Source organism: Pseudomonas sp. MMS21 TM103, from assembly GCF_022132145.1.
Taxonomy (GTDB): Bacteria; Pseudomonadota; Gammaproteobacteria; order Pseudomonadales; family Pseudomonadaceae; genus Aquipseudomonas.
Genome location: NZ_JAJISP010000001.1, coordinates 194,426 through 210,460, shown reverse-complemented (window position 1 = coordinate 210,460; position 16,035 = coordinate 194,426). Strand labels below are relative to the sequence as shown.

Annotated in this window: 17 protein-coding genes; 7 read left to right on the top strand and 10 right to left on the bottom strand. The window is 65.1% G+C overall.

All coding sequences use genetic code 11. The features are described 5' to 3' along the window. Nucleotides 1-124: 124 nt before the first annotated feature. From LJY18_RS01015 to LJY18_RS01005, 3 genes are all read right to left on the bottom strand, one after another. A complete protein-coding gene (locus tag LJY18_RS01015) occupies nt 125-706 on the bottom strand; it encodes a superoxide dismutase (protein ID WP_238039871.1) in 582 nt (193 codons plus the stop codon). A 188-nt stretch (nt 707-894) separates the two neighbouring features. Beyond that, on the bottom strand, nt 895-1,506 hold the full coding sequence (locus LJY18_RS01010; RefSeq protein WP_238039869.1) for a LysE/ArgO family amino acid transporter: 612 nt from the start codon (nt 1,504-1,506) through the stop codon (nt 895-897). Nucleotides 1,507-1,511: 5 nt separating this feature from the next. Continuing rightward, on the bottom strand, nt 1,512-1,913 hold the full coding sequence (locus LJY18_RS01005) for an ACT domain-containing protein (RefSeq protein ID WP_238039868.1): 402 nt from the start codon (nt 1,911-1,913) through the stop codon (nt 1,512-1,514). Between the two features lie 98 nt (nt 1,914-2,011). On the opposite strand from LJY18_RS01005, the gene LJY18_RS01000 reads away from it, so the two are divergent. Further along, nucleotides 2,012-2,908, top strand: a complete 897-nt coding sequence (locus tag LJY18_RS01000; protein WP_238039867.1) for a LysR family transcriptional regulator ArgP — start codon at nt 2,012-2,014, stop codon at nt 2,906-2,908. On the opposite strand, the gene LJY18_RS00995 is transcribed toward LJY18_RS01000, so the two are convergent. Next, nucleotides 2,905-4,863: a methyl-accepting chemotaxis protein gene (locus LJY18_RS00995; RefSeq protein WP_238039865.1), complete on the bottom strand. Its 1,959-nt coding sequence runs from the start codon at nt 4,861-4,863 to the stop codon at nt 2,905-2,907. The two genes, LJY18_RS01000 and LJY18_RS00995, sit on opposite strands and share 4 nt — an antisense overlap. A gap of 278 nt (nt 4,864-5,141) precedes the next feature. Then, nucleotides 5,142-6,200, bottom strand: coding sequence for a saccharopine dehydrogenase family protein (locus tag LJY18_RS00990; RefSeq protein WP_238039864.1), 1,059 nt, complete (start codon nt 6,198-6,200; stop codon nt 5,142-5,144). Between the two features lie 177 nt (nt 6,201-6,377). Here LJY18_RS00990 and LJY18_RS00985 point away from each other — a divergent pair, with 177 nt between their 5' ends. Continuing rightward, nucleotides 6,378-7,370, top strand: a complete 993-nt coding sequence (locus LJY18_RS00985) for an NAD-dependent epimerase/dehydratase family protein (RefSeq protein ID WP_238039862.1) — start codon at nt 6,378-6,380, stop codon at nt 7,368-7,370. Between the two features lie 26 nt (nt 7,371-7,396). Here the strand turns inward: LJY18_RS00985 and LJY18_RS00980 are convergent, their stop codons facing one another. Beyond that, nucleotides 7,397-7,714 (bottom strand): hypothetical protein, encoded by a 318-nt coding sequence (locus LJY18_RS00980; protein WP_238039860.1) that lies wholly within the window; start codon nt 7,712-7,714, stop codon nt 7,397-7,399. 327 nt (nt 7,715-8,041) lie between these two features. On the opposite strand from LJY18_RS00980, the gene LJY18_RS00975 reads away from it, so the two are divergent. Next, nucleotides 8,042-8,908 carry an ATPase gene (locus tag LJY18_RS00975; protein ID WP_238039859.1) on the top strand — a complete coding sequence of 289 codons (867 nt, stop codon included), beginning with the start codon at nt 8,042-8,044 and terminating at the stop codon, nt 8,906-8,908. A 62-nt stretch (nt 8,909-8,970) separates the two neighbouring features. Here LJY18_RS00975 and LJY18_RS00970 read toward each other — a convergent pair whose 3' ends face one another. After that, on the bottom strand, nt 8,971-9,924 hold the full coding sequence (locus tag LJY18_RS00970) for a GlxA family transcriptional regulator (RefSeq protein WP_238039858.1): 954 nt from the start codon (nt 9,922-9,924) through the stop codon (nt 8,971-8,973). Between the two features lie 119 nt (nt 9,925-10,043). Here LJY18_RS00970 and LJY18_RS00965 point away from each other — a divergent pair, with 119 nt between their 5' ends. The 4 genes from LJY18_RS00965 to LJY18_RS00950 all read left to right on the top strand — a co-directional run bounded on the left by LJY18_RS00965 (nt 10,044) and on the right by LJY18_RS00950 (nt 12,744). Beyond that, nucleotides 10,044-10,514 carry a nuclear transport factor 2 family protein gene (locus tag LJY18_RS00965; RefSeq protein WP_238039857.1) on the top strand — a complete coding sequence of 157 codons (471 nt, stop codon included), beginning with the start codon at nt 10,044-10,046 and terminating at the stop codon, nt 10,512-10,514. Nucleotides 10,515-10,709: 195 nt separating this feature from the next. After that, entirely contained in the window at nt 10,710-11,420 is a 711-nt protein-coding gene (gene pcsA / locus LJY18_RS00960; RefSeq protein WP_238039856.1) for a phosphatidylcholine synthase, read from the top strand. 24 nt (nt 11,421-11,444) lie between these two features. Further along, nucleotides 11,445-11,744, top strand: a complete 300-nt coding sequence (locus LJY18_RS00955) for a GIY-YIG nuclease family protein (RefSeq protein ID WP_238039853.1) — start codon at nt 11,445-11,447, stop codon at nt 11,742-11,744. Between the two features lie 64 nt (nt 11,745-11,808). Further along, the gene (locus LJY18_RS00950; RefSeq protein ID WP_238039852.1) at nt 11,809-12,744 is read left to right on the top strand and encodes a glutathione S-transferase family protein; all 936 of its coding nucleotides are present in this window, start codon (nt 11,809-11,811) and stop codon (nt 12,742-12,744) included. 277 nt (nt 12,745-13,021) lie between these two features. Here LJY18_RS00950 and LJY18_RS00945 read toward each other — a convergent pair whose 3' ends face one another. From LJY18_RS00945 to yejK, 3 genes are all read right to left on the bottom strand, one after another. Then, complete coding sequence (locus tag LJY18_RS00945; protein ID WP_238039851.1) at nt 13,022-13,933, bottom strand: DUF4344 domain-containing metallopeptidase; 912 nt, start codon at nt 13,931-13,933, stop codon at nt 13,022-13,024. A gap of 169 nt (nt 13,934-14,102) precedes the next feature. Next, nucleotides 14,103-14,924, bottom strand: a complete 822-nt coding sequence (locus tag LJY18_RS00940; protein WP_238039850.1) for a hypothetical protein — start codon at nt 14,922-14,924, stop codon at nt 14,103-14,105. 85 nt (nt 14,925-15,009) lie between these two features. After that, nucleotides 15,010-16,017: a nucleoid-associated protein YejK gene (gene yejK / locus LJY18_RS00935; RefSeq protein WP_238039849.1), complete on the bottom strand. Its 1,008-nt coding sequence runs from the start codon at nt 16,015-16,017 to the stop codon at nt 15,010-15,012. Nucleotides 16,018-16,035 lie beyond the last annotated feature (18 nt).

Below are 16,035 nucleotides of genomic sequence, written 5' to 3'. Positions count from 1 at the left end.
GTGCGGGTGGCACTGCCATCGGGTAACGCGACTGTGCGGCGCGCCGTGGAAAGTAAAAGCCCGGCGCGAAGCCGGGCTTTTTTTACTACTTGCGCGGACCCTGAGGGCCACGCAATGGCAGGTCTCAGGCGGCGTAGTTGTTGGCTACGAAGTCCCAGTTGACCAAGTTCCAGAACGCTTCGACATACTTCGGCCGCATGTTGCGGTAGTCGATGTAGTAGGCGTGTTCCCAGACGTCGCAGGTCAGCAGCGGGGTGTCGCCGCTGGTCAGCGGGTTGCCGGCGCCGATGGTGCTGGCCAGGGCCAGGGAACCGTCGGCTTTCTTCACCAGCCAGCCCCAGCCGGAACCGAAGGTGCCGATGGATACTTTGCTGAACTCTTCCTTGAACTTGTCGAAGGAACCGAAGGCTGCGTTGATCGCATCGGCCAGGGCGCCGGTCGGTTGACCGCCGCCGTTGGGCTTCATGCAGTTCCAGTAGAAGGTGTGGTTCCAGACTTGAGCGGCGTTGTTGAAGATGCCGCCCGAAGAGGTCTTGACGATCTCTTCCAGGGTTTTGCCTTCGAACTCGGTGCCAGGCACCAGGTTGTTCAGGTTCACGACATAGGTGTTGTGGTGCTTGTCGTGGTGGTATTCCAGGGTTTCCTGGGAAATGTGCGGCTGCAGAGCGTCATGTGCGTACGGCAGTGGCGGCAATTCGAAAGCCATGGTTGATCTCCTAATCAGGTCAGGTGCGGTGTTCGCGAAGCCGATCACGGGCGGCCATATCTGCGGCGGGGGTTATCTCTTTGCGCCGCGAGCCCGGAATCATAGCATTGGGTCCGCGGCTTAAACACGCGGGAACTGTGTGGAAAACCAAGTTGAAGCAGCCAGCCCGGGCTTGTCGGACACCTAACTCAGGCAGCGGCGGGAGCGGCCAGCAACTGCCAGGCGATGGCAAACATCATCAAGGCCACGGCCAGGTCGATCAGGCGCCAGGTTAGCGGTCGTGCCAGTTGCGGGGCCAGCCAGGCGGCGCCGAGGGCGAGGCTGAGGAACCAGATCAGCGAGGCACTGGCAGCGCCCATGGCGTAGGCCCCGGGCACACTTTGCTGGGCGCCGAGCGAGCCGATCAACAGCACTGTGTCGAGATACACATGGGGGTTGAGCAGGGTCACCGCCAGTGCCGCCAACAGCACGGCACGCAACGAACGCGGGGTGGCTTCTGCTGTTTGTTCGAGCCCCTGCGGCCGGCAGGCGCGCAGCAGGGCCTGGGCGCCGTACCAGAGCAGGAAGGCCGCGCCGCCCCAACGGGCGACGCCCAGTAGCAGGGGGCTCTGCGCCAGCAGCGCGGCCAGCCCGAATACCCCGGCAGTCACCAGCAGGGCATCGCAGGCCACGCAGAGCAGGGCCACCGGCAGGTGATGTTCGCGGCGCAGGCTTTGCGCCAGAACGAAGGCATTTTGCGCGCCGAGGGCGATGATCAGTCCGGCGGCGACCAACAAGCCATTGCTGTAGCTCTGCCACATGGCGCTCACTCCCCTTGTTCGGCCAACTGGCGCAGCAGTGCTTGTGCACGGTGGCCATCGGCGGCGGCGACGAACAGGTGGTCGTGGTAGTAGCCGGCGATCACATTGCAGCTGATCCCGGCCTCGGCCAGGGTGCTGGCTACCGCAGCGGTGAGGCCCACCGCGCTGAGCGCCGAATGCACCTCGAGGGTCAGCCAGGCGGCCACGTAGTCGAAGTCCAGGCCCAGTTGCTCGGCCTGCTGGCGCGGCAGTATGACGGTCAGCCCCTCGCGCTCGTGGAAGCTGCCCAGTGGCTGCACGCCCTGGAGTCGGCTCGGGTCGCTGATGCAGCAAAAGACGTAGTCGCCGGCATTCAGCAGCGGTTGCATGCTGCGTAGCAGGGTGGGTAGTGAGGTTTCCCCGATCATGGTCAGGTCCCTGGTCAGTGGTTTGGGTGTGGCCAGTCTGCGGGGTTCGCCTGTATAAGAAAAAGCAATATTGCTAATCGCACATTAGGAGAAGTGATTTGTTCGACTACAAGCTGCTGGCGGCCCTGGCTGCCGTGGTGGAGCAGGCCGGATTCGAGCGCGCCGCCCAGGTGCTGGGCCTGTCGCAGTCGGCGGTGTCGCAGCGGATCAAGCTGCTCGAGGCACGGGTCGGCCAGCCGGTGCTGGTGCGCGCGACGCCGCCGACGGCGACCGAGATCGGTCGCCGCCTGCTCAACCACGTGCAGCAGGTGCGCCTGCTTGAGCGCGACCTGCAGGACCAGGTGCCGGCGCTGGACGAGGGCGGCCTGCCCGAGCGCCTGCGCCTCGCCCTCAATGCCGACAGCCTGGCGACCTGGTGGGCGCCGGCGCTGGGCGAGTTCTGCGCCGAGCAGCGGGTCCTGCTGGACCTGGTGGTGGAGGATCAGGAGGTCGGTCTCAAACGCATGCGCGCCGGCGAGGTGGCTGGTTGCGTCTGCGCCGCCGAACGTCCGTTGGCCGGCGCCCGCTCGCTGGCGTTGGGCGCCATGCGCTATCGGGCGCTGGCCAGTCCGGTCTTCATCGCCCGGCACTTCCCGGACGGCGTGATGGCGCAGCAGTTGGCGCGGGTGCCGGCGATCGTGTTCGGCCCGGATGACCAGCTGCAGCATCGCTACCTGGCCGGCCTGGGCGTGGCGGGCGGCTTCGCCCATCACCTGTGCCCGTCCTCCGAGGGCTTCGTGCGCTTGATCAGTGCCGGCCTGGGTTGGGGGCTGGTGCCCGAACTGCAGGTCGAGCCGGCGCTGGCCAGCGGTGCCCTGCAGGAAATCCTCCCGGGACGGCCACTGGACGTGCCGCTGTACTGGCACCACTGGCGCAACGGCGGCGAACTGATGGCGACGCTGACCCGCCACCTGCGGCAGGCGGCGAAGGCCTGGCTGGTGACGCCCGCGGTTTAGAGCTGGAAGTGCGCCACCAGCTGCTGCTGGCTGCTGGCGACCTTCTTCAGGTGCTCGCCGCAGTCGCGGGTATGGGCCGCGGTCTGGCGGTTTTCCCCGGTCATCTGGTGCAGGCGATGCATGTGCTGATTGACCTCCTGGGTGGTTGCCGCCTGCTGCTCGGCGGCCGCGGCGATCTGGAAGGCCAGGGCATGCACGCCCTGCAGCGAGTCGTCGAGGTGGGCGAGCGAGCCGAGCACGGCCTGGGTCTCCTCCTCCAAAGCCTGGGCCTGCGCGGTCGAGCCCTGCATGCAGCTCTGCGCCTCGTTGGAGGAGGCACCGATGCTGGCGATGGTCTGCTCGATTTCTTCGGTGGCGGTACGGGTGCGCAGGGCCAGGCTGCGCACCTCGTCGGCGACCACGGCAAAGCCGCGACCCTGTTCGCCAGCGCGGGCTGCCTCGATGGCGGCATTGAGGGCGAGCAGGTTGGTCTGCTCGGCGATGCCGCGAATCACCGCCAGCACCGAACCGACCTGCTGGCTGCTGGCGGCCAGGGTGTGCACCACGCCGTCGGCCTGGCGCAGCCCGGCGAGCAGCTGGTCCTGGCGGCCGATCATGCGCTGCAGGGTGTCCTGCATGGTGGTGAAGGCCTCGCGCGCCGCGGCGCTGCCATCGGCGCTCTGGCTGGCATTGGCGGCGATCTCCTGCACGGTGGCGGCCATCTGGTCGACCGCACTGACCACCATCTCCAGCGCTTCCTGCTGCTGGTCGAGGCGGCTGCTGGTCTGGCCGGCGGCGCCGAGGATATCGCCACTGGCATCGCCGACCGCTTGGCTGGCGTGGCGCAGCTGTTCGATGACCGTGCGCCAGGCCCCGGCCATTTCATGCAGGGCCTGCATCAGACCACTGTGACCGGCCGCCTGCGCGGGCAGGCGCAGTTCGCCCGCGGCCAGACTGCGGGCCAGGGCCGCCATGCTGCTCGGCTCGCCGCCCAGGGGGCGCATCACGCTCCGACTGACCAGCCAGGTCGCCAGGGCCACCGCGCCAATGGTCAGCAGACCGAGTACCAGCATCTGCCACATCAGCTGGCGCACCGCGGCAAAAGCCTGGGCCTGGTCCATCTCGGCGATCAACGCCCAGTGCTGGCCACCAAACTCGAGCGGCACGAACGCCTTGAAGGCCGCCTGGCCGTCCAGGCCAGGTTCGGCCAGGCGGCCCTGCTGTCCCTGCAGGGCCTGGGCGATTGCAGCGCCGGCGAGTGTAGTGCCCGGCTGCTCGCCGCGGCTGACCCGTTGCTCGGCGAAGCGTGCCGAGTCGGAGCGCAGCAGGCCGTCGGCCCCAACCAGATAGGTCTCCCCGGCTTCGCCGAGACCCTGGCGGGTCTGCATCACCTGATTGAGCGGGGTGATCGGCAGTTCCAGCATCAGCAGGGCCAGTAGCTCACCGTCGGAGATGATCGGCGCAGCCAGGAACTGGCTGGGTTCGCCGCTCTGCGGGTTGACCACCAGGTCGCCGATCTGGATCTGCTGGCTGCTCAGGGCGGCCTTGGCCAGCCGGGCCATGGGCAGGTCGCGCCATGCACCGTCGTCGAGGTTCTGCTGGTAGTCGGTGCCGCGCTGCACGCTGAAGATCACGCGGGCGTCGCTGTCGATCAGTTTCAGCTCGCTGAAACCGAAGGTCTTGATGAAGTTCTCGAAGATCGGCCGGTCGTAATTGGCCGCGCTGACCAGAGCCGCATCGTTCAGGCCTTGATAACTGGTGGCCAGGTTGCTGGCCAGGGTGCTGAGCTGGTTGTGGCGAGACTGCCAGTTGTCCAGCAATTGCCGCTGTTTGATATTCGCGACAGCCTCCAGGGCGTTGAGGGTCTGCTCCTGGAGCGCCTGGCTGGCCTGGTGGTAGGCGGTAAAAGCCATGGCGAGCACCGGAATCAGGCCAATTGCCAGGTAGCTGAGGGCGAGTCTGAGGCGTAATGGCATGTTCGGGTGGCTCCGCGGGTAGAAGGGTTACACAGTGAGAGGGCTGTTGAATATTCTGCAAGATTCGTGCGAATTACTTGACGAGTGTAAAAAATAAGCAGCGGCACTCGTGCAGTCGCCGTCCTGCCTGGCTGCGCAGGGTCGGGAGGCGCGCGGCGTCGACGGAACAGAGGGGGCGGGTGCTCGCTGGCTCAGGGCAAGGTGAGCGCGCCTTGCACCGATGCGGTGCTTGACGGCGGATGGCTCTCCGGCTGGGCGCAATCCACCCAGCCGGGTACTCAGGCAATGATGATCTTGCCCAATCCGGGCAGTTGCTCCACGCAGCGATCGCCGAGCAACCGGGATGGGGTGAAGTAGCCGCCGGGGCCGCTGTAGGCGAGCAGGTGACGTACCGCCAGCAGCGCGCCATGCACGGTCACCTCATAGCCGTTGGCCGTTTCCAGGTGGGCGGTTCTCATCTCGCCAGCGGCGTTGCGTACCTCGCCCCACAGCCAGGTGCGCTGCTGCTCGCGGGTGGCCTGGTCAGGGCCCGAAACGCGCTGGTCGACCAGGCGCTTGAGCCAGTGCTGGACGCCATCCAGGCCAAGCAGCGGGCGCAGCGGGTCGAACAGGCGCATGCCGATGGCCAGGGCCGGCGGGGCAGACAGGTAGACCTCGATGTTGTCGATGCCGGTCGAGTAATAGGCCGTCGCCACGTCGCCCCAGGGAATGCTGACCGCGGATTTTTCGCCGCGGCCGAAGTCGATCCGGCGGCGCCTATAGCCCAGCGGCACATCGGTGATGATGCCCGCGCGGCGCACCTTGCCGCCGAACTTGAAGCCCTCCACCAGGGTCTTGGCGGTGCCCGGCGACAGGCCGCTGACGCTGTCGAAACCCAGTGCCAGGTGGCTGGCATCGGGCAGCGCCTGGTGCAGGCAGGCGGCCAGGCAATCACTGGGGATAACGTCGAAGCCAACGCCGGGGCAGACCACCAGGCCGGCCTCTCGGGCTTGCCGGTCACGGCCGTGAGCCGCTTCGAACACGCCAATCTCGCCGGTGATATCGACATAATGGGTCGCGCTGGCCAGGCAGGCATCGAGCATCGGTGCGCTGGTGGCGGAAAAGGGGCCGGCGCAGTGGACGACCAGTGCTACGTCGGCCAGTGCCTCGCGCGCACGCTCGGGCTGGGCAATGTCGAATATCCGGCATTCCAGGCCAAGCAAGCTGCCCAGGGCATGCACCGCCGCCGGGTTGCGGCCGGCCAGAATCGGCGTCAGGCCCTGGCGTTGCGCTTCGGCGGCCAGCAGGTGGCCGGTGTAACCGTTGGCGCCGTAGATCATCCAGTTGCTCGCGGTCATGCCTGACTCCTGTGGGGGATGCGTTGCATAACAGCGTAGTAGCTATATGCCGGCTGTCGTTTATCCCGGTGGCAGCCGCCTGGTTCGCCCGGTCGCTGTTCTGGCGAGTTGCGACACGGCGAGCCCGCGTCGGCACTGCTAGAGTGCGCAGACGGTCAAGTACGGCGGGGAGTGGCAATGAAGATTCTGGTTACCGGTGCAAGTGGCTTTATCGGCGGACGCTTCGCCCGCTTTGCCTTGGAGCAGGGCTTGAGCGTGCGGATCAATGGTCGCCGCGCAGAGGGGGTGGAGCACTTGGTCAAGCGCGGCGCCGAGTTCATTCAGGGTGACTTGTCCGACCCCGAGCTGGTGCAGCGGCTCTGCCATGACGTCGAGGCGGTGGTGCACTGCGCCGGTGCCGTTGGCGTGTGGGGCAGCTATCAGCACTTCTATCAGGCCAATGTGGTGGTGACCGAGAACGTGATTGACGGCTGTTTGAAGCAGCGCGTGCGGCGCTTGGTGCACCTGTCCTCGCCGTCGATCTATTTCGATGGCCAGTCGCACGTGGCGATCAAGGAAGATCAGCTGCCCACGCATTTCTTCGATCATTACGGCAAGACCAAGTACCTGGCCGAACAGCAGGTATTCGCCGCCCAGGAGTTCGGTCTCGAGGTTCTGGCCTTGCGCCCGCGCTCGGTCACGGGGGCCGGCGATACCAGCCTATTTCCCCGCTTGATCAATATGCAGCGCAAGGGACGCCTGTCGATCATCGGCAACGGCCTGAACCGGGTCGACTTCACCAGCATGCAGAATCTCAACGACGCCTTGTTCAGCTGCCTGCTGGCTGCCGAGCCGGCGCTGGGCAAGGCCTACAACATCAGCAACGGCGCACCGGTCCCTTTGTGGGATGCGATCAATTATGTGTTGCGCCAGCTCGAGCTGCCGCCGGCGACCCGGCATTTGCCCTACGCCCTGGCTTATGGCGCCGCGGCGCTCAACGAAGGGCTGTGCAAGCTGCTGCCTGGTCGCCCCGAGCCAACCCTGTTTCGCCTGGGGGTGGCGCTGATGGCCAAGGATTTTTCTCTGGATATCAGCCGTGCCCGCCAGTACCTGGACTATGAGCCGCAGGTCAGCCTGTGGACGGCGCTGGATGAGTTCTGTCTGTGGTGGAAGGCCCAGCATCCCGGCTGAAGACTCTCAGTCCAGGCTGCAGCCTCTCAGGCGTAGACCCGCTGGCCGCGGTACATGCGCAGCGAACCGCTCGGCGGTTTGGCCTGAGGGTCTTCAATCAGCCGTGGACGGCCAGCCTGCAAGCGGGGCGTCGAACCCTCGGCCGCAGGGGCGAACGGTCGATCACTGTACTGGGCGAGGAGCTGGCCGAGCTGGCGCGTCTCTTCGCTGGTCGACGTCAGGCAAGCGCTGAGCATGCTGCTGATCGCATCCGGCTGGCTCATGCGGATATCCACTGCCAGTTCCTCGCGCAGCCTGCGGCGCAAACGCTTCATGCAATCCAACACTTCTCTGTTCAGTTCCATATGCCTTCCCCTGTGCGTGGAGTGGGCTGGTGTCCCTCATCCTGAAGGACACGAAGCTCGTTCTGTCGGTAGAAACCGTTCAGCTCGCCGCCTCCAGCGCCATTGATCCTGACCCCGAGCGCTGTGGGTGCGTCGCCCAGAGATAAATGCAAAGCGCATACCAGCTCACATGACGCGGAACTGCGCGCCCTGCAGCCGGTCTCTGTGCCAGTGCCGCGCTCTGCGTCGGTGCGCCTTGCACTGGCTTGGCGCGACGCTGAAGCGTCGCGCGCTAACCGTTATACTGGCCGGCATTTCGTGTCTTCAGTGTTTTCTAAAGGTTTACTCATGCGTAACGATGCCCACGACGAAATCGATCATGTGCCCAGCCTGACCACCGACCAGCGTGATCGTGATTATTTGGATACGGGTCACCAGGAGTCCGACTTTCGGCCGCAATCGCGCACCGCTACGGCAGCAGTACCCAAGGCGGCCGGCACTGGCGCGCTGTGGGCATTGGTCGGCGCCCTGACGATCGCCCTCGCTGGGCTGGGCTGGTGGAGTTTTCAGCAGATCAGCCTGATGGAGCAGCAATTGGTGGCCACGCAAGAAAGCTTCGCGCGTATCAGCGAGGAAGCTGCCGGGCGTATCCAGGATATCAACGGCAAGGTGGTGGCTACCGAGTCCACGGTCACCAGCGGCAGTGAAGCGCTCAAGCTGCAAGTCAAGCAGCTGGAAAGCAAGCTGGCCGAACTGAGCAAGCAGCAGCAGGGCGTGGCCGGTCAGCAGAGTGGCCAGGACAAGCGCATCGAGCAGTTGGCCGCCGAACTGAAGGCTCAGCAGGGCGCGACCAGCCAAGTCGATGGCAGCCTGAAAAGCCTGAGCAGCGAGCAGGCCGCGCTGAAAAAAGCCCAGGCGTCGTTGCAAGCCGAGCAGGCGGCCTTGAAAACCGCGCAAGCCGGGTCGGCCAAGCTCGACGGTCAACTGCAAAGCCTGAGTGACGAGATCGCGGCGCTGAAAAAGATCGGCAATCCGAATCAGGCCATCGGCCGTCTGGAGCAGGATCTGCTGGTGTTGCGCAGCGAACTGGACAACCGCCCTGCGGCGAAAAGCAACACGGCCGAGTTCGATGCCTTCCGTGCGCAGATGACCCGCACTATCAGCACCCTGCAGAACCAGATCCAGAACCTGCAGCAGCAAATCGACGCGCGCTGACAGGCGCGCTCAATGCCGCCCCGGCGCGCGCTCCGGCCATGCTCGCCGGTCGGTTCGGGCGTTCAGGGCGCCTGGCGCATGCGCCGGCGGAATGCGCCCGGGGGTTCGCCGCAGAGCTGCTTGAATAGTTTGGCAAAGGTCGCCCGATCGGCATAACCGACCTGTTCGGCCACCTGCTCCAGTGAATGCGCGGGCAGGCGCAGGGCGTTTTGTGCGGCGCTGATGCGCAGGCGCTGCAGGTAGTCGTTGGGCGTCAGTCCGGTACTCGTCTTGAAGCGGCGCAACAAGGTGCGCGGCGAGCAATTGGCCTGTGCGGCCAGGCGCTTGAGGTCGATCGGCTCGGCGTAATGGCGCTGCATCCAGTCCAGCAGCGGGGTCAGTGGGCTGTCAGCGGCGCTGCTGACCGGCAGCAGCGGCGCAAACCGGGACTGGCGACCGCGCTGGGTGTCGAACACCAGCGCGTTGGCGACTTGTTGCGCGAGCCACTCACCGGCATGCCGGGTAATCAGGTACAGGCACAGATCGACTCCGGCGTGGGCGCCCCCTGAGCTGTGCAGGTTGCCGTCGTGGCAGAGCAGTTCGTCGATTTGCAGGCGTGCCAGCGGGAAGCGTTGGCGGAACTGGCTGGCCAATGCCCAGTGGGTGGTGGCCCGGCGGCCATCGAGCAGGCCGGCGGCGCCGAGCAGGAAGGCGCTGCTGCACAGACTGGTGATTGCCTGGCTGCTCGGGCGTTGCGCCAGCCAGGGCAGCAAGGCGGCATTGGCGGCGAGGCTCAGGTCGATGGCGCTGCCGGTGGCCGGCAGCATCAGCAGATCGGCCTGTTCGGCCAGTGCCAGGCCACCGTCGACCTGGATCCGCGCGAAGTCGAGGTCGACCGGCTGGGCATCCAGGCTGAAGCGCTGCAGCTTGAACAGGGGCTTGTCGGCCAGGCGGTTGGCCAGGGCAAAGGCATCACAGGCCATGCTCAGGCTGGAGCAGACAGTTTGCGGGCAGACGTAGAGTGCGATGGTGAGCATGGCGAGTGAGTCGTTGCTGGTTTGTGGCGATTATTGACACAAGGTTGGCGTACGCGCCAATCGCCAGTGATCCCTTCGCCGGCAATACTGAGGGCAACCTTACCCTTGGAGCCGTTTCCATGACTCACCCCAACGCCGAACTCATCAGCCGTTTCTACCAGGCCTTCCAGCAGCGTGACGCCGAGGCCATGGCGTCGTGCTATGCCGAGGAGGTGCGCTTCAGTGACCCGGTGTTCGAGGATCTGCGCGGCCGTGAGGCGGCGGACATGTGGCGAATGCTGACGGCGCGCGCGCAAAATTTTTCGCTGACCTTCGACCATGTCCAGGCCGATGAGCGCCAGGGCCGTGCGCAGTGGGTGGCGACCTACCTGTTCAGTCAGACCGGCAATTCGGTGGTCAACCGCATCGAGGCCCATTTCGTCTTTCGCGACGGCACAATCGTCGAGCACCGCGACCATTTCGACCTGTGGCGTTGGGCGCGTCAGGCCTTGGGGATGAAGGGGCTGTTGCTGGGCTGGGCGCCGCCGGTGCAGCGCGCCATTCGCCGTCAGGCGGCCAAGGGCTTGGCGCAGTTCAGGGCCTCACGATAACCCTCGATGCAGGGCTTTTAGCCGCAATAGCGAACCTAATGGTAGGCTTTCTGGTCTGAACCACCGGCGACATCAGGCGCAGCTCGTAAACTTGAGCCATTCGTTGAATAACAGACCGTTGCTGAACGCGGCACTCACCGAGTGCAGTGGTTCTCCAGCCGCCAGAGAAGAGCCCGCGCGCCAGGAAGCCTGATCATGAGTGTAATAGTGCTGTCCGCCAGAAAAGCCAAGGCTTGGGGCGCGCATGCGGTCACCGCCAGTGGGGTGATTCTGGCCTTGCTGGCCTTGTTGGCCGTGCTCGATGGTCGGCCGCAGGTCTGTCTGCTCTGGTTGGGATTGGCCTTGCTGGTCGATGGTCTGGACGGCACCCTGGCCCGCAAATTCAACGTCAAGGTGGTGTTGCCGCACTTCGATGGATCGACCCTGGACCTGGTGATCGACTACCTCACCTATGTGTTCATCCCGGCGATCTTCATCTATCGCTTCATCCCCCTGCCCGAGTACAGCCTGCTGCTATCGGTCGCAGTGATCCTGCTGTCGTCGTTGTTCTGCTTCTGCAACCTCGGCATGAAGAGCAAGGACAACTACTTCGTCGGCTTCCCGGCGGCCTGGAATGTGGTGATCGTCTACCTCTACCTGCTGGACTTCGCCCCCTGGCTAAGCCTCGCCACCATCGTGCTGTTGTCGGGTCTGACCCTGACCACGATGAAGTTTCTCCACCCGTTCCGGGTCAAGCAGTTCATGCCACTGAATATCGGCGTGACCTTGGTGTGGATGTCGGCCTGTGCCTTGCTGATTGTGCAGTACCCACTCAACCAGGCCTGGCTGCTGGCGGTCTGGGGTCTGGCCTCGGTCTATTTCGTCGCTATCTGCCTGTGGCGTACGGTCCGCGAATGGTTCGCCTGAGTCGGTTGGTGGGTGGTGCCGGCGATGACTGAGGCCACTGACAAAAACTGGTTCGTCTACCTGGTGCGGGCGCAGAACGGCGCGCTGTATTGCGGCATCAGCGACAACCCGCAGCGGCGTTTCGCCCAGCATCAGAGCGGCAAAGGCGCCCGTTTCTTCTATTCCAGCCCGGCGCAGGCACTGGTCTATATCGAAGCCTGCGCGGGCAAGGGCGATGCATTGCGCCGGGAGCGGGCGATCAAGCGCCTGGGCAAGCCGGCCAAGGAAGTGCTGGTGGCCGCCGGCAGTCTTATCGCTGTGGCTGATGACACGCTATCACCCTGAGTGGGTAGGCCGTAGTGGTGTGCACAGGTAAGCTGGGGTCTTCTGAATAGTTGCGGAGCCTGTCATGCACGAGTTGATCCTGCACCATTACCCCACCTCGCCGTTTGCCGAGATGACGCGCCTGATGCTGGGCTTCAAGCAATTGTCCTGGCGCTCGGTGATGATCCCTGCGGTGATGCCCAAGCCGGATCTGACCGCCTTGACCGGCGGCTACCGCAAGACGCCGGTGTTGCAGGTCGGCGCCGACATTTATTGCGATACCGCGCTGATCGCCCGGCGTCTGGAGGCGGAAAAAGCCACGCCAGCGTTGTTCCCCGAAGGCCAGGAATTCAATGTCGCCAGCTTCGCCCACTGGGCCAGCGCGCTGGTGTTCCAGCATGCGGTGAGCCTGGTGTTCCAGCCTGAGTCCATCGCTGCGCGCTTCGGTAGCCTGCCGCCGGAATTCCTCAAGACCTTTATCGCCGACCGTACCGCGCTCTTCAGTGGCGGCAATGCCAGCCGCGTGCCGCTGGAGCAGGCCAAGCATCAATGGCCGGTGCTGATGAGCCGTTTGCAGCAGCAACTCGAGCGTGAGCAGGGTGACTTCCTGTTTGGCGAACCGTCGCTGGCCGACTTCGCCATGGCCCATCCGCTGTGGTTCCTGCGTGGTACCCCGGTCACTGCACCGCTGGTTGACGAGTATCCGGCCGTGGCGGCCTGGCTCGGCCGGGTGCTGGGCTTCGGCCATGGTGCGCACAGCGAGATGAGCGGTGAAGAAGCCGTGGCGATCGCGCGTGAGGCCACCCCTGCAGCCCTTCCCGACGAGGCATTGACTGACCCGAATGGTTTCACGCTCGGCCAGCAGGTGGCCATTGCGGCCATCGATTACGGCGTCGATCCGGTCGAGGGCGAGTTGTTGTTCTGTGGCAGCGAAGAGCTGATCCTGCGTCGCGCAGATCCGCGTGCCGGACTTGTGCATGTGCATTTCCCGCGCATGGGCTTTCGCATCGAGGCGCGCTGAGGCGCACTAGCCCAGGGTCTGTTGCCGTTTCGTCGCGGCCGCGCCGGAGCCGGTTTTTGCGCGCGGCAAGGCACGAGGAGCGTAGTTTGGTTGTTCCAAATGAGCGACGAGAAACGCAGCGGCGCACAAAAGCCGGCCCGGCCCGTAGGGTTGCGCGGCAAATTACGTCAGGCGGTGTTGCAGGACTTGGCAAGGGAGCGACCATTACCGGCGTCCTGCGCCTTGCCTGACGTAATTTGTCGCGGCAACGCGGCTCGCAACGAAACGGCAACAGACCCTAAGGCCTGCGACAGCTGTCGCAGGCTTGGATGGCCGCCTGGCGCAGGTGCGGTAACTGCAAGGCCAGTAGCTGGAAATGTGCCAGGCGTTCGTAGCACAGCACCAGTTCGCCGCCGGTGCGGCTGTACCAGGCGTCGGGTGCGCCGCAGCTGACCAGGCGCAGTACCAGGTCACGGGGCAGTCGGTAAGTCTCGCTGGCGCGGGCGGCGATGGCCTCCACTTCGCCAGAGCGGCGGATCTGTTCAAGCAGACGCTGACTCTCTTCCGGGCGCAGATTCGGCGGCTCGTAGATCACCCGGATCCGATGGCCAATCGACTCGCCGGGGCGTCGACCGTGCAGTTGCTCGACCCAGCTCAACGCCTTGCGCACCTGGGCGTATTCCTGGTCGCAGTAGAGAGCGCGCTCCACCGGCAAACCGGTGATCTTGGGTACCCATTCCAGCCGATCCGGATCGCTGCCGTAGATCAGGCAGGCCAAGTTGTAGAAACGCTGGGCGTCGAGGCTATGGCTGGCCCAGGCGTACACTTGCTCATCCCCCGGCTTCGCCCGTTGCCATTCCAGCCGCCAGTAATCGGCGATGTCCAGCAGTTTGGCGTAGAAACCGGGGTCGCGCTGACGCCCGATGGAGAGGAACAGGCTGATGAAGCCGAGTTGATCGGCGGCATCCTCCTCGCGGCCGAGCACCGGAAGATTCAGCTCGGCGATCAGCATGTGACCCATTTCGTGGGAGAGGGTGAACCCGGTATTCACGGCGACGAACCGGGCGCTGTCGCTGAGCAGGGCTTCCGGTGGCGGTTCTTCAGTGGCCATGCTCGCCACGCCGGCCAGCAGTGCCAGGCATAGCGTGGCGTACACCAACAGGCGGCGACACTGGGTCGCAGGGCCTGCTTGGTTGCAGGGCGGTTTCATCCCCGACTCCTCGGCGCAGACGGTGGAACCATTACTTCTGACTGTAGCAGTCCGTGGTGCTTGGGATTGAGTACGCCGCTGCGGCTTCAGTTGCGCAGCGCTGCCCTAGGGCGCACCGGCTCATGGCGCGCCTCGCGCTGCTTGATCGGGCGAGCCGCGGGAAGGGGCCCTAGTCCGCGCCTTGCAGATCGTCCACCGTGAAAGGCGCAGGGCGATCCGGCCATTCGAGGTGCAGGCGTTCGAATTCGCGGGCCAGCAGGCTGGCCAGCAACCAGTCGCGCAGCCAACGATGTTCGGCCGGCAGCACATACCAGGGTGCCTGTTCGCTGTGGCTGGCGCTCAGCAGCTCGCTCCAGTGTTGCTGGCGCAGCTCGTAGTTGCGGTAGGCCAGCAGATCACTGGTGCGCAGTTTCCAGCGCTTGTCCGGGCGCTGCAGGCGTTGCAGCAGGCGGGCCTTCTGCTCGTCCCGGGAGATCTGCAGGTAGCACTTGAGCGGATGCAGGCGCTGCGCCGGCAGGCCCGCTTCCAGGGCCAGCACGCGCTGCAGTCGAGCGGGTAACTCGGCGGTGCCGATCAGGCCGTCGAACAGGTCGCTGGCCAGGCCTTCGTAGTAACTGCGGTTGAACACCCCGAGCAACCCGGGAGCGGGCAGCCGCCGCCGATAGCGCCAGAGGAAATCATGCCGTCGCTCGCAGGCATCCGGTTGCTTGAAACTGTGCAGGCGCAGGCCTTGCGGGTCAATGCTGTTGAGCACGCGCCTGATCACGCCGTCTTTGCCGGCGCAGTCCGGGCCTTGCAGCACCAGCAGCAGGGCGTCCTGGCCGTTGGCCCAGAGCCGGCGCTGCTGATCGTTGAGCCAGGCGCGCAGTTCGGCCAAGGCCAGTTGCGCGGTCTTTCTCTCCAGGCCGAAGTCGCGCGCCGGATCCTGGGCAAAAGGGGCCGCCGGATCGAGCAGGCAGTCGTCGAGCACACTGTCGGGCAGGCGTGACATGGCGCGGTGCCTCGCAGGTCATGAAACCATCAAACACAGCATCGGCGCGAGCACCCGCGGATGGCCGCCATCGGCGCTCAGTCTTTCAGTCCTTGCGGCGTTTCAGCTGGTCGGTCAGTTGGGTCGGCAGGTTGCGCAGGGTCAGGGTGCCCTGGCTCTCGTCGTATTCGACTTTCGAGCCGAGCAGATGGGCTTCGAAGCTGATCGACAGGCCTTCGGCGCGACCGGTGAAACGCTGAAACTGGCTGAGCGTGCGCTTGTCCGCCGGGATCTCCGGCGACAGGCCGTAGTCCTTGTTGCGGATATGCTCGTAGAACGCCCGCGGGCGCTCTTCGTCGATCAGCCCGGAGAGTTCCTGCAAGCCCATGGGCTCGCCGATCTTGGCCTGGCTGCTGGCGTAGTCGACCAGGGTCTTGGTTTTTTCCCGCGCCGCTTCTTCCGGCAGATCCTCGCTTTCGACGAAGTCGCTGAAGGCTTTCAGCAGGGTGCGGGTTTCGCCCGGCCCGTCGACGCCTTCCTGGCAGCCGATGAAGTCGCGGAAGTACTCCGAAACCTTCTTGCCGTTCTTGCCCTTGATAAAGGAGATGTACTGCTTGGAGTTGGCGTTGTTCTGCCATTCGGAAATGTTGATCCGCGCCGCCAGGTGCAACTGGCTCAGGTCCAAATGCTTGGCGGCGGTCACGTCGAGTGCATCGTTGACCGCCACGCCGTCGCTGTGATGCAGCAGGGCGATCACCAGGTAATCGGTCATGCCTTGCTGGTAGTGGGCGAACAGCACGTGGCCGCCGGTGGACAGGTTGGACTCCTCCATCAGCTTCTGCAGATGCTCGACCGCCTGGCGGCTGAACGCGGCGAAGTCCTGGCCAGCGTCGAGGTAGTGCTTCAGCCAACCACTGAACGGGTAGGCGCCGGATTCGGCGTGAAACAGGCCCCAGGCCTTGCCCTGCTTGGCGTTGTAGCTCTCGTTGAGGTCGGCGAGCATGTTCTCGATGGCCTGCGAGGCAGCCAGTTCGCTGTCGCGGGCGTGCAGCACGGCGGGCGTGCCATCGGGTTTCTTGTCGATCAGGTGGACGATGCAGTGGCGGATCGGCATGGACGGCCTCTCAAAAAT

Excerpts from the sequence above, each read along its gene's own strand:
- LJY18_RS01015 (WP_238039871.1), bottom strand. The coding sequence starts at position 706 with ATGGCTTTCGAATTGCCGCCACTGCCGTACGCACATGACGCTCTGCAG.
- LJY18_RS01010 (WP_238039869.1), bottom strand. The coding sequence starts at position 1,506 with ATGTGGCAGAGCTACAGCAATGGCTTGTTGGTCGCCGCCGGACTGATC.
- LJY18_RS01005 (WP_238039868.1), bottom strand. The coding sequence starts at position 1,913 with ATGATCGGGGAAACCTCACTACCCACCCTGCTACGCAGCATGCAACCG.
- LJY18_RS00995 (WP_238039865.1), bottom strand. The coding sequence starts at position 4,863 with ATGCCATTACGCCTCAGACTCGCCCTCAGCTACCTGGCAATTGGCCTG.
- LJY18_RS00990 (WP_238039864.1), bottom strand. The coding sequence starts at position 6,200 with ATGACCGCGAGCAACTGGATGATCTACGGCGCCAACGGTTACACCGGC.
- LJY18_RS00985 (WP_238039862.1), top strand. The coding sequence starts at position 6,378 with ATGAAGATTCTGGTTACCGGTGCAAGTGGCTTTATCGGCGGACGCTTC.
- LJY18_RS00980 (WP_238039860.1), bottom strand. The coding sequence starts at position 7,714 with ATGGAACTGAACAGAGAAGTGTTGGATTGCATGAAGCGTTTGCGCCGC.
- LJY18_RS00975 (WP_238039859.1), top strand. The coding sequence starts at position 8,042 with ATGCGTAACGATGCCCACGACGAAATCGATCATGTGCCCAGCCTGACC.
- LJY18_RS00970 (WP_238039858.1), bottom strand. The coding sequence starts at position 9,924 with ATGCTCACCATCGCACTCTACGTCTGCCCGCAAACTGTCTGCTCCAGC.
- LJY18_RS00965 (WP_238039857.1), top strand. The coding sequence starts at position 10,044 with ATGACTCACCCCAACGCCGAACTCATCAGCCGTTTCTACCAGGCCTTC.
- pcsA (WP_238039856.1), top strand. The coding sequence starts at position 10,710 with ATGAGTGTAATAGTGCTGTCCGCCAGAAAAGCCAAGGCTTGGGGCGCG.
- LJY18_RS00955 (WP_238039853.1), top strand. The coding sequence starts at position 11,445 with ATGACTGAGGCCACTGACAAAAACTGGTTCGTCTACCTGGTGCGGGCG.
- LJY18_RS00950 (WP_238039852.1), top strand. The coding sequence starts at position 11,809 with ATGCACGAGTTGATCCTGCACCATTACCCCACCTCGCCGTTTGCCGAG.
- LJY18_RS00945 (WP_238039851.1), bottom strand. The coding sequence starts at position 13,933 with ATGAAACCGCCCTGCAACCAAGCAGGCCCTGCGACCCAGTGTCGCCGC.
- LJY18_RS00940 (WP_238039850.1), bottom strand. The coding sequence starts at position 14,924 with ATGTCACGCCTGCCCGACAGTGTGCTCGACGACTGCCTGCTCGATCCG.
- yejK (WP_238039849.1), bottom strand. The coding sequence starts at position 16,017 with ATGCCGATCCGCCACTGCATCGTCCACCTGATCGACAAGAAACCCGAT.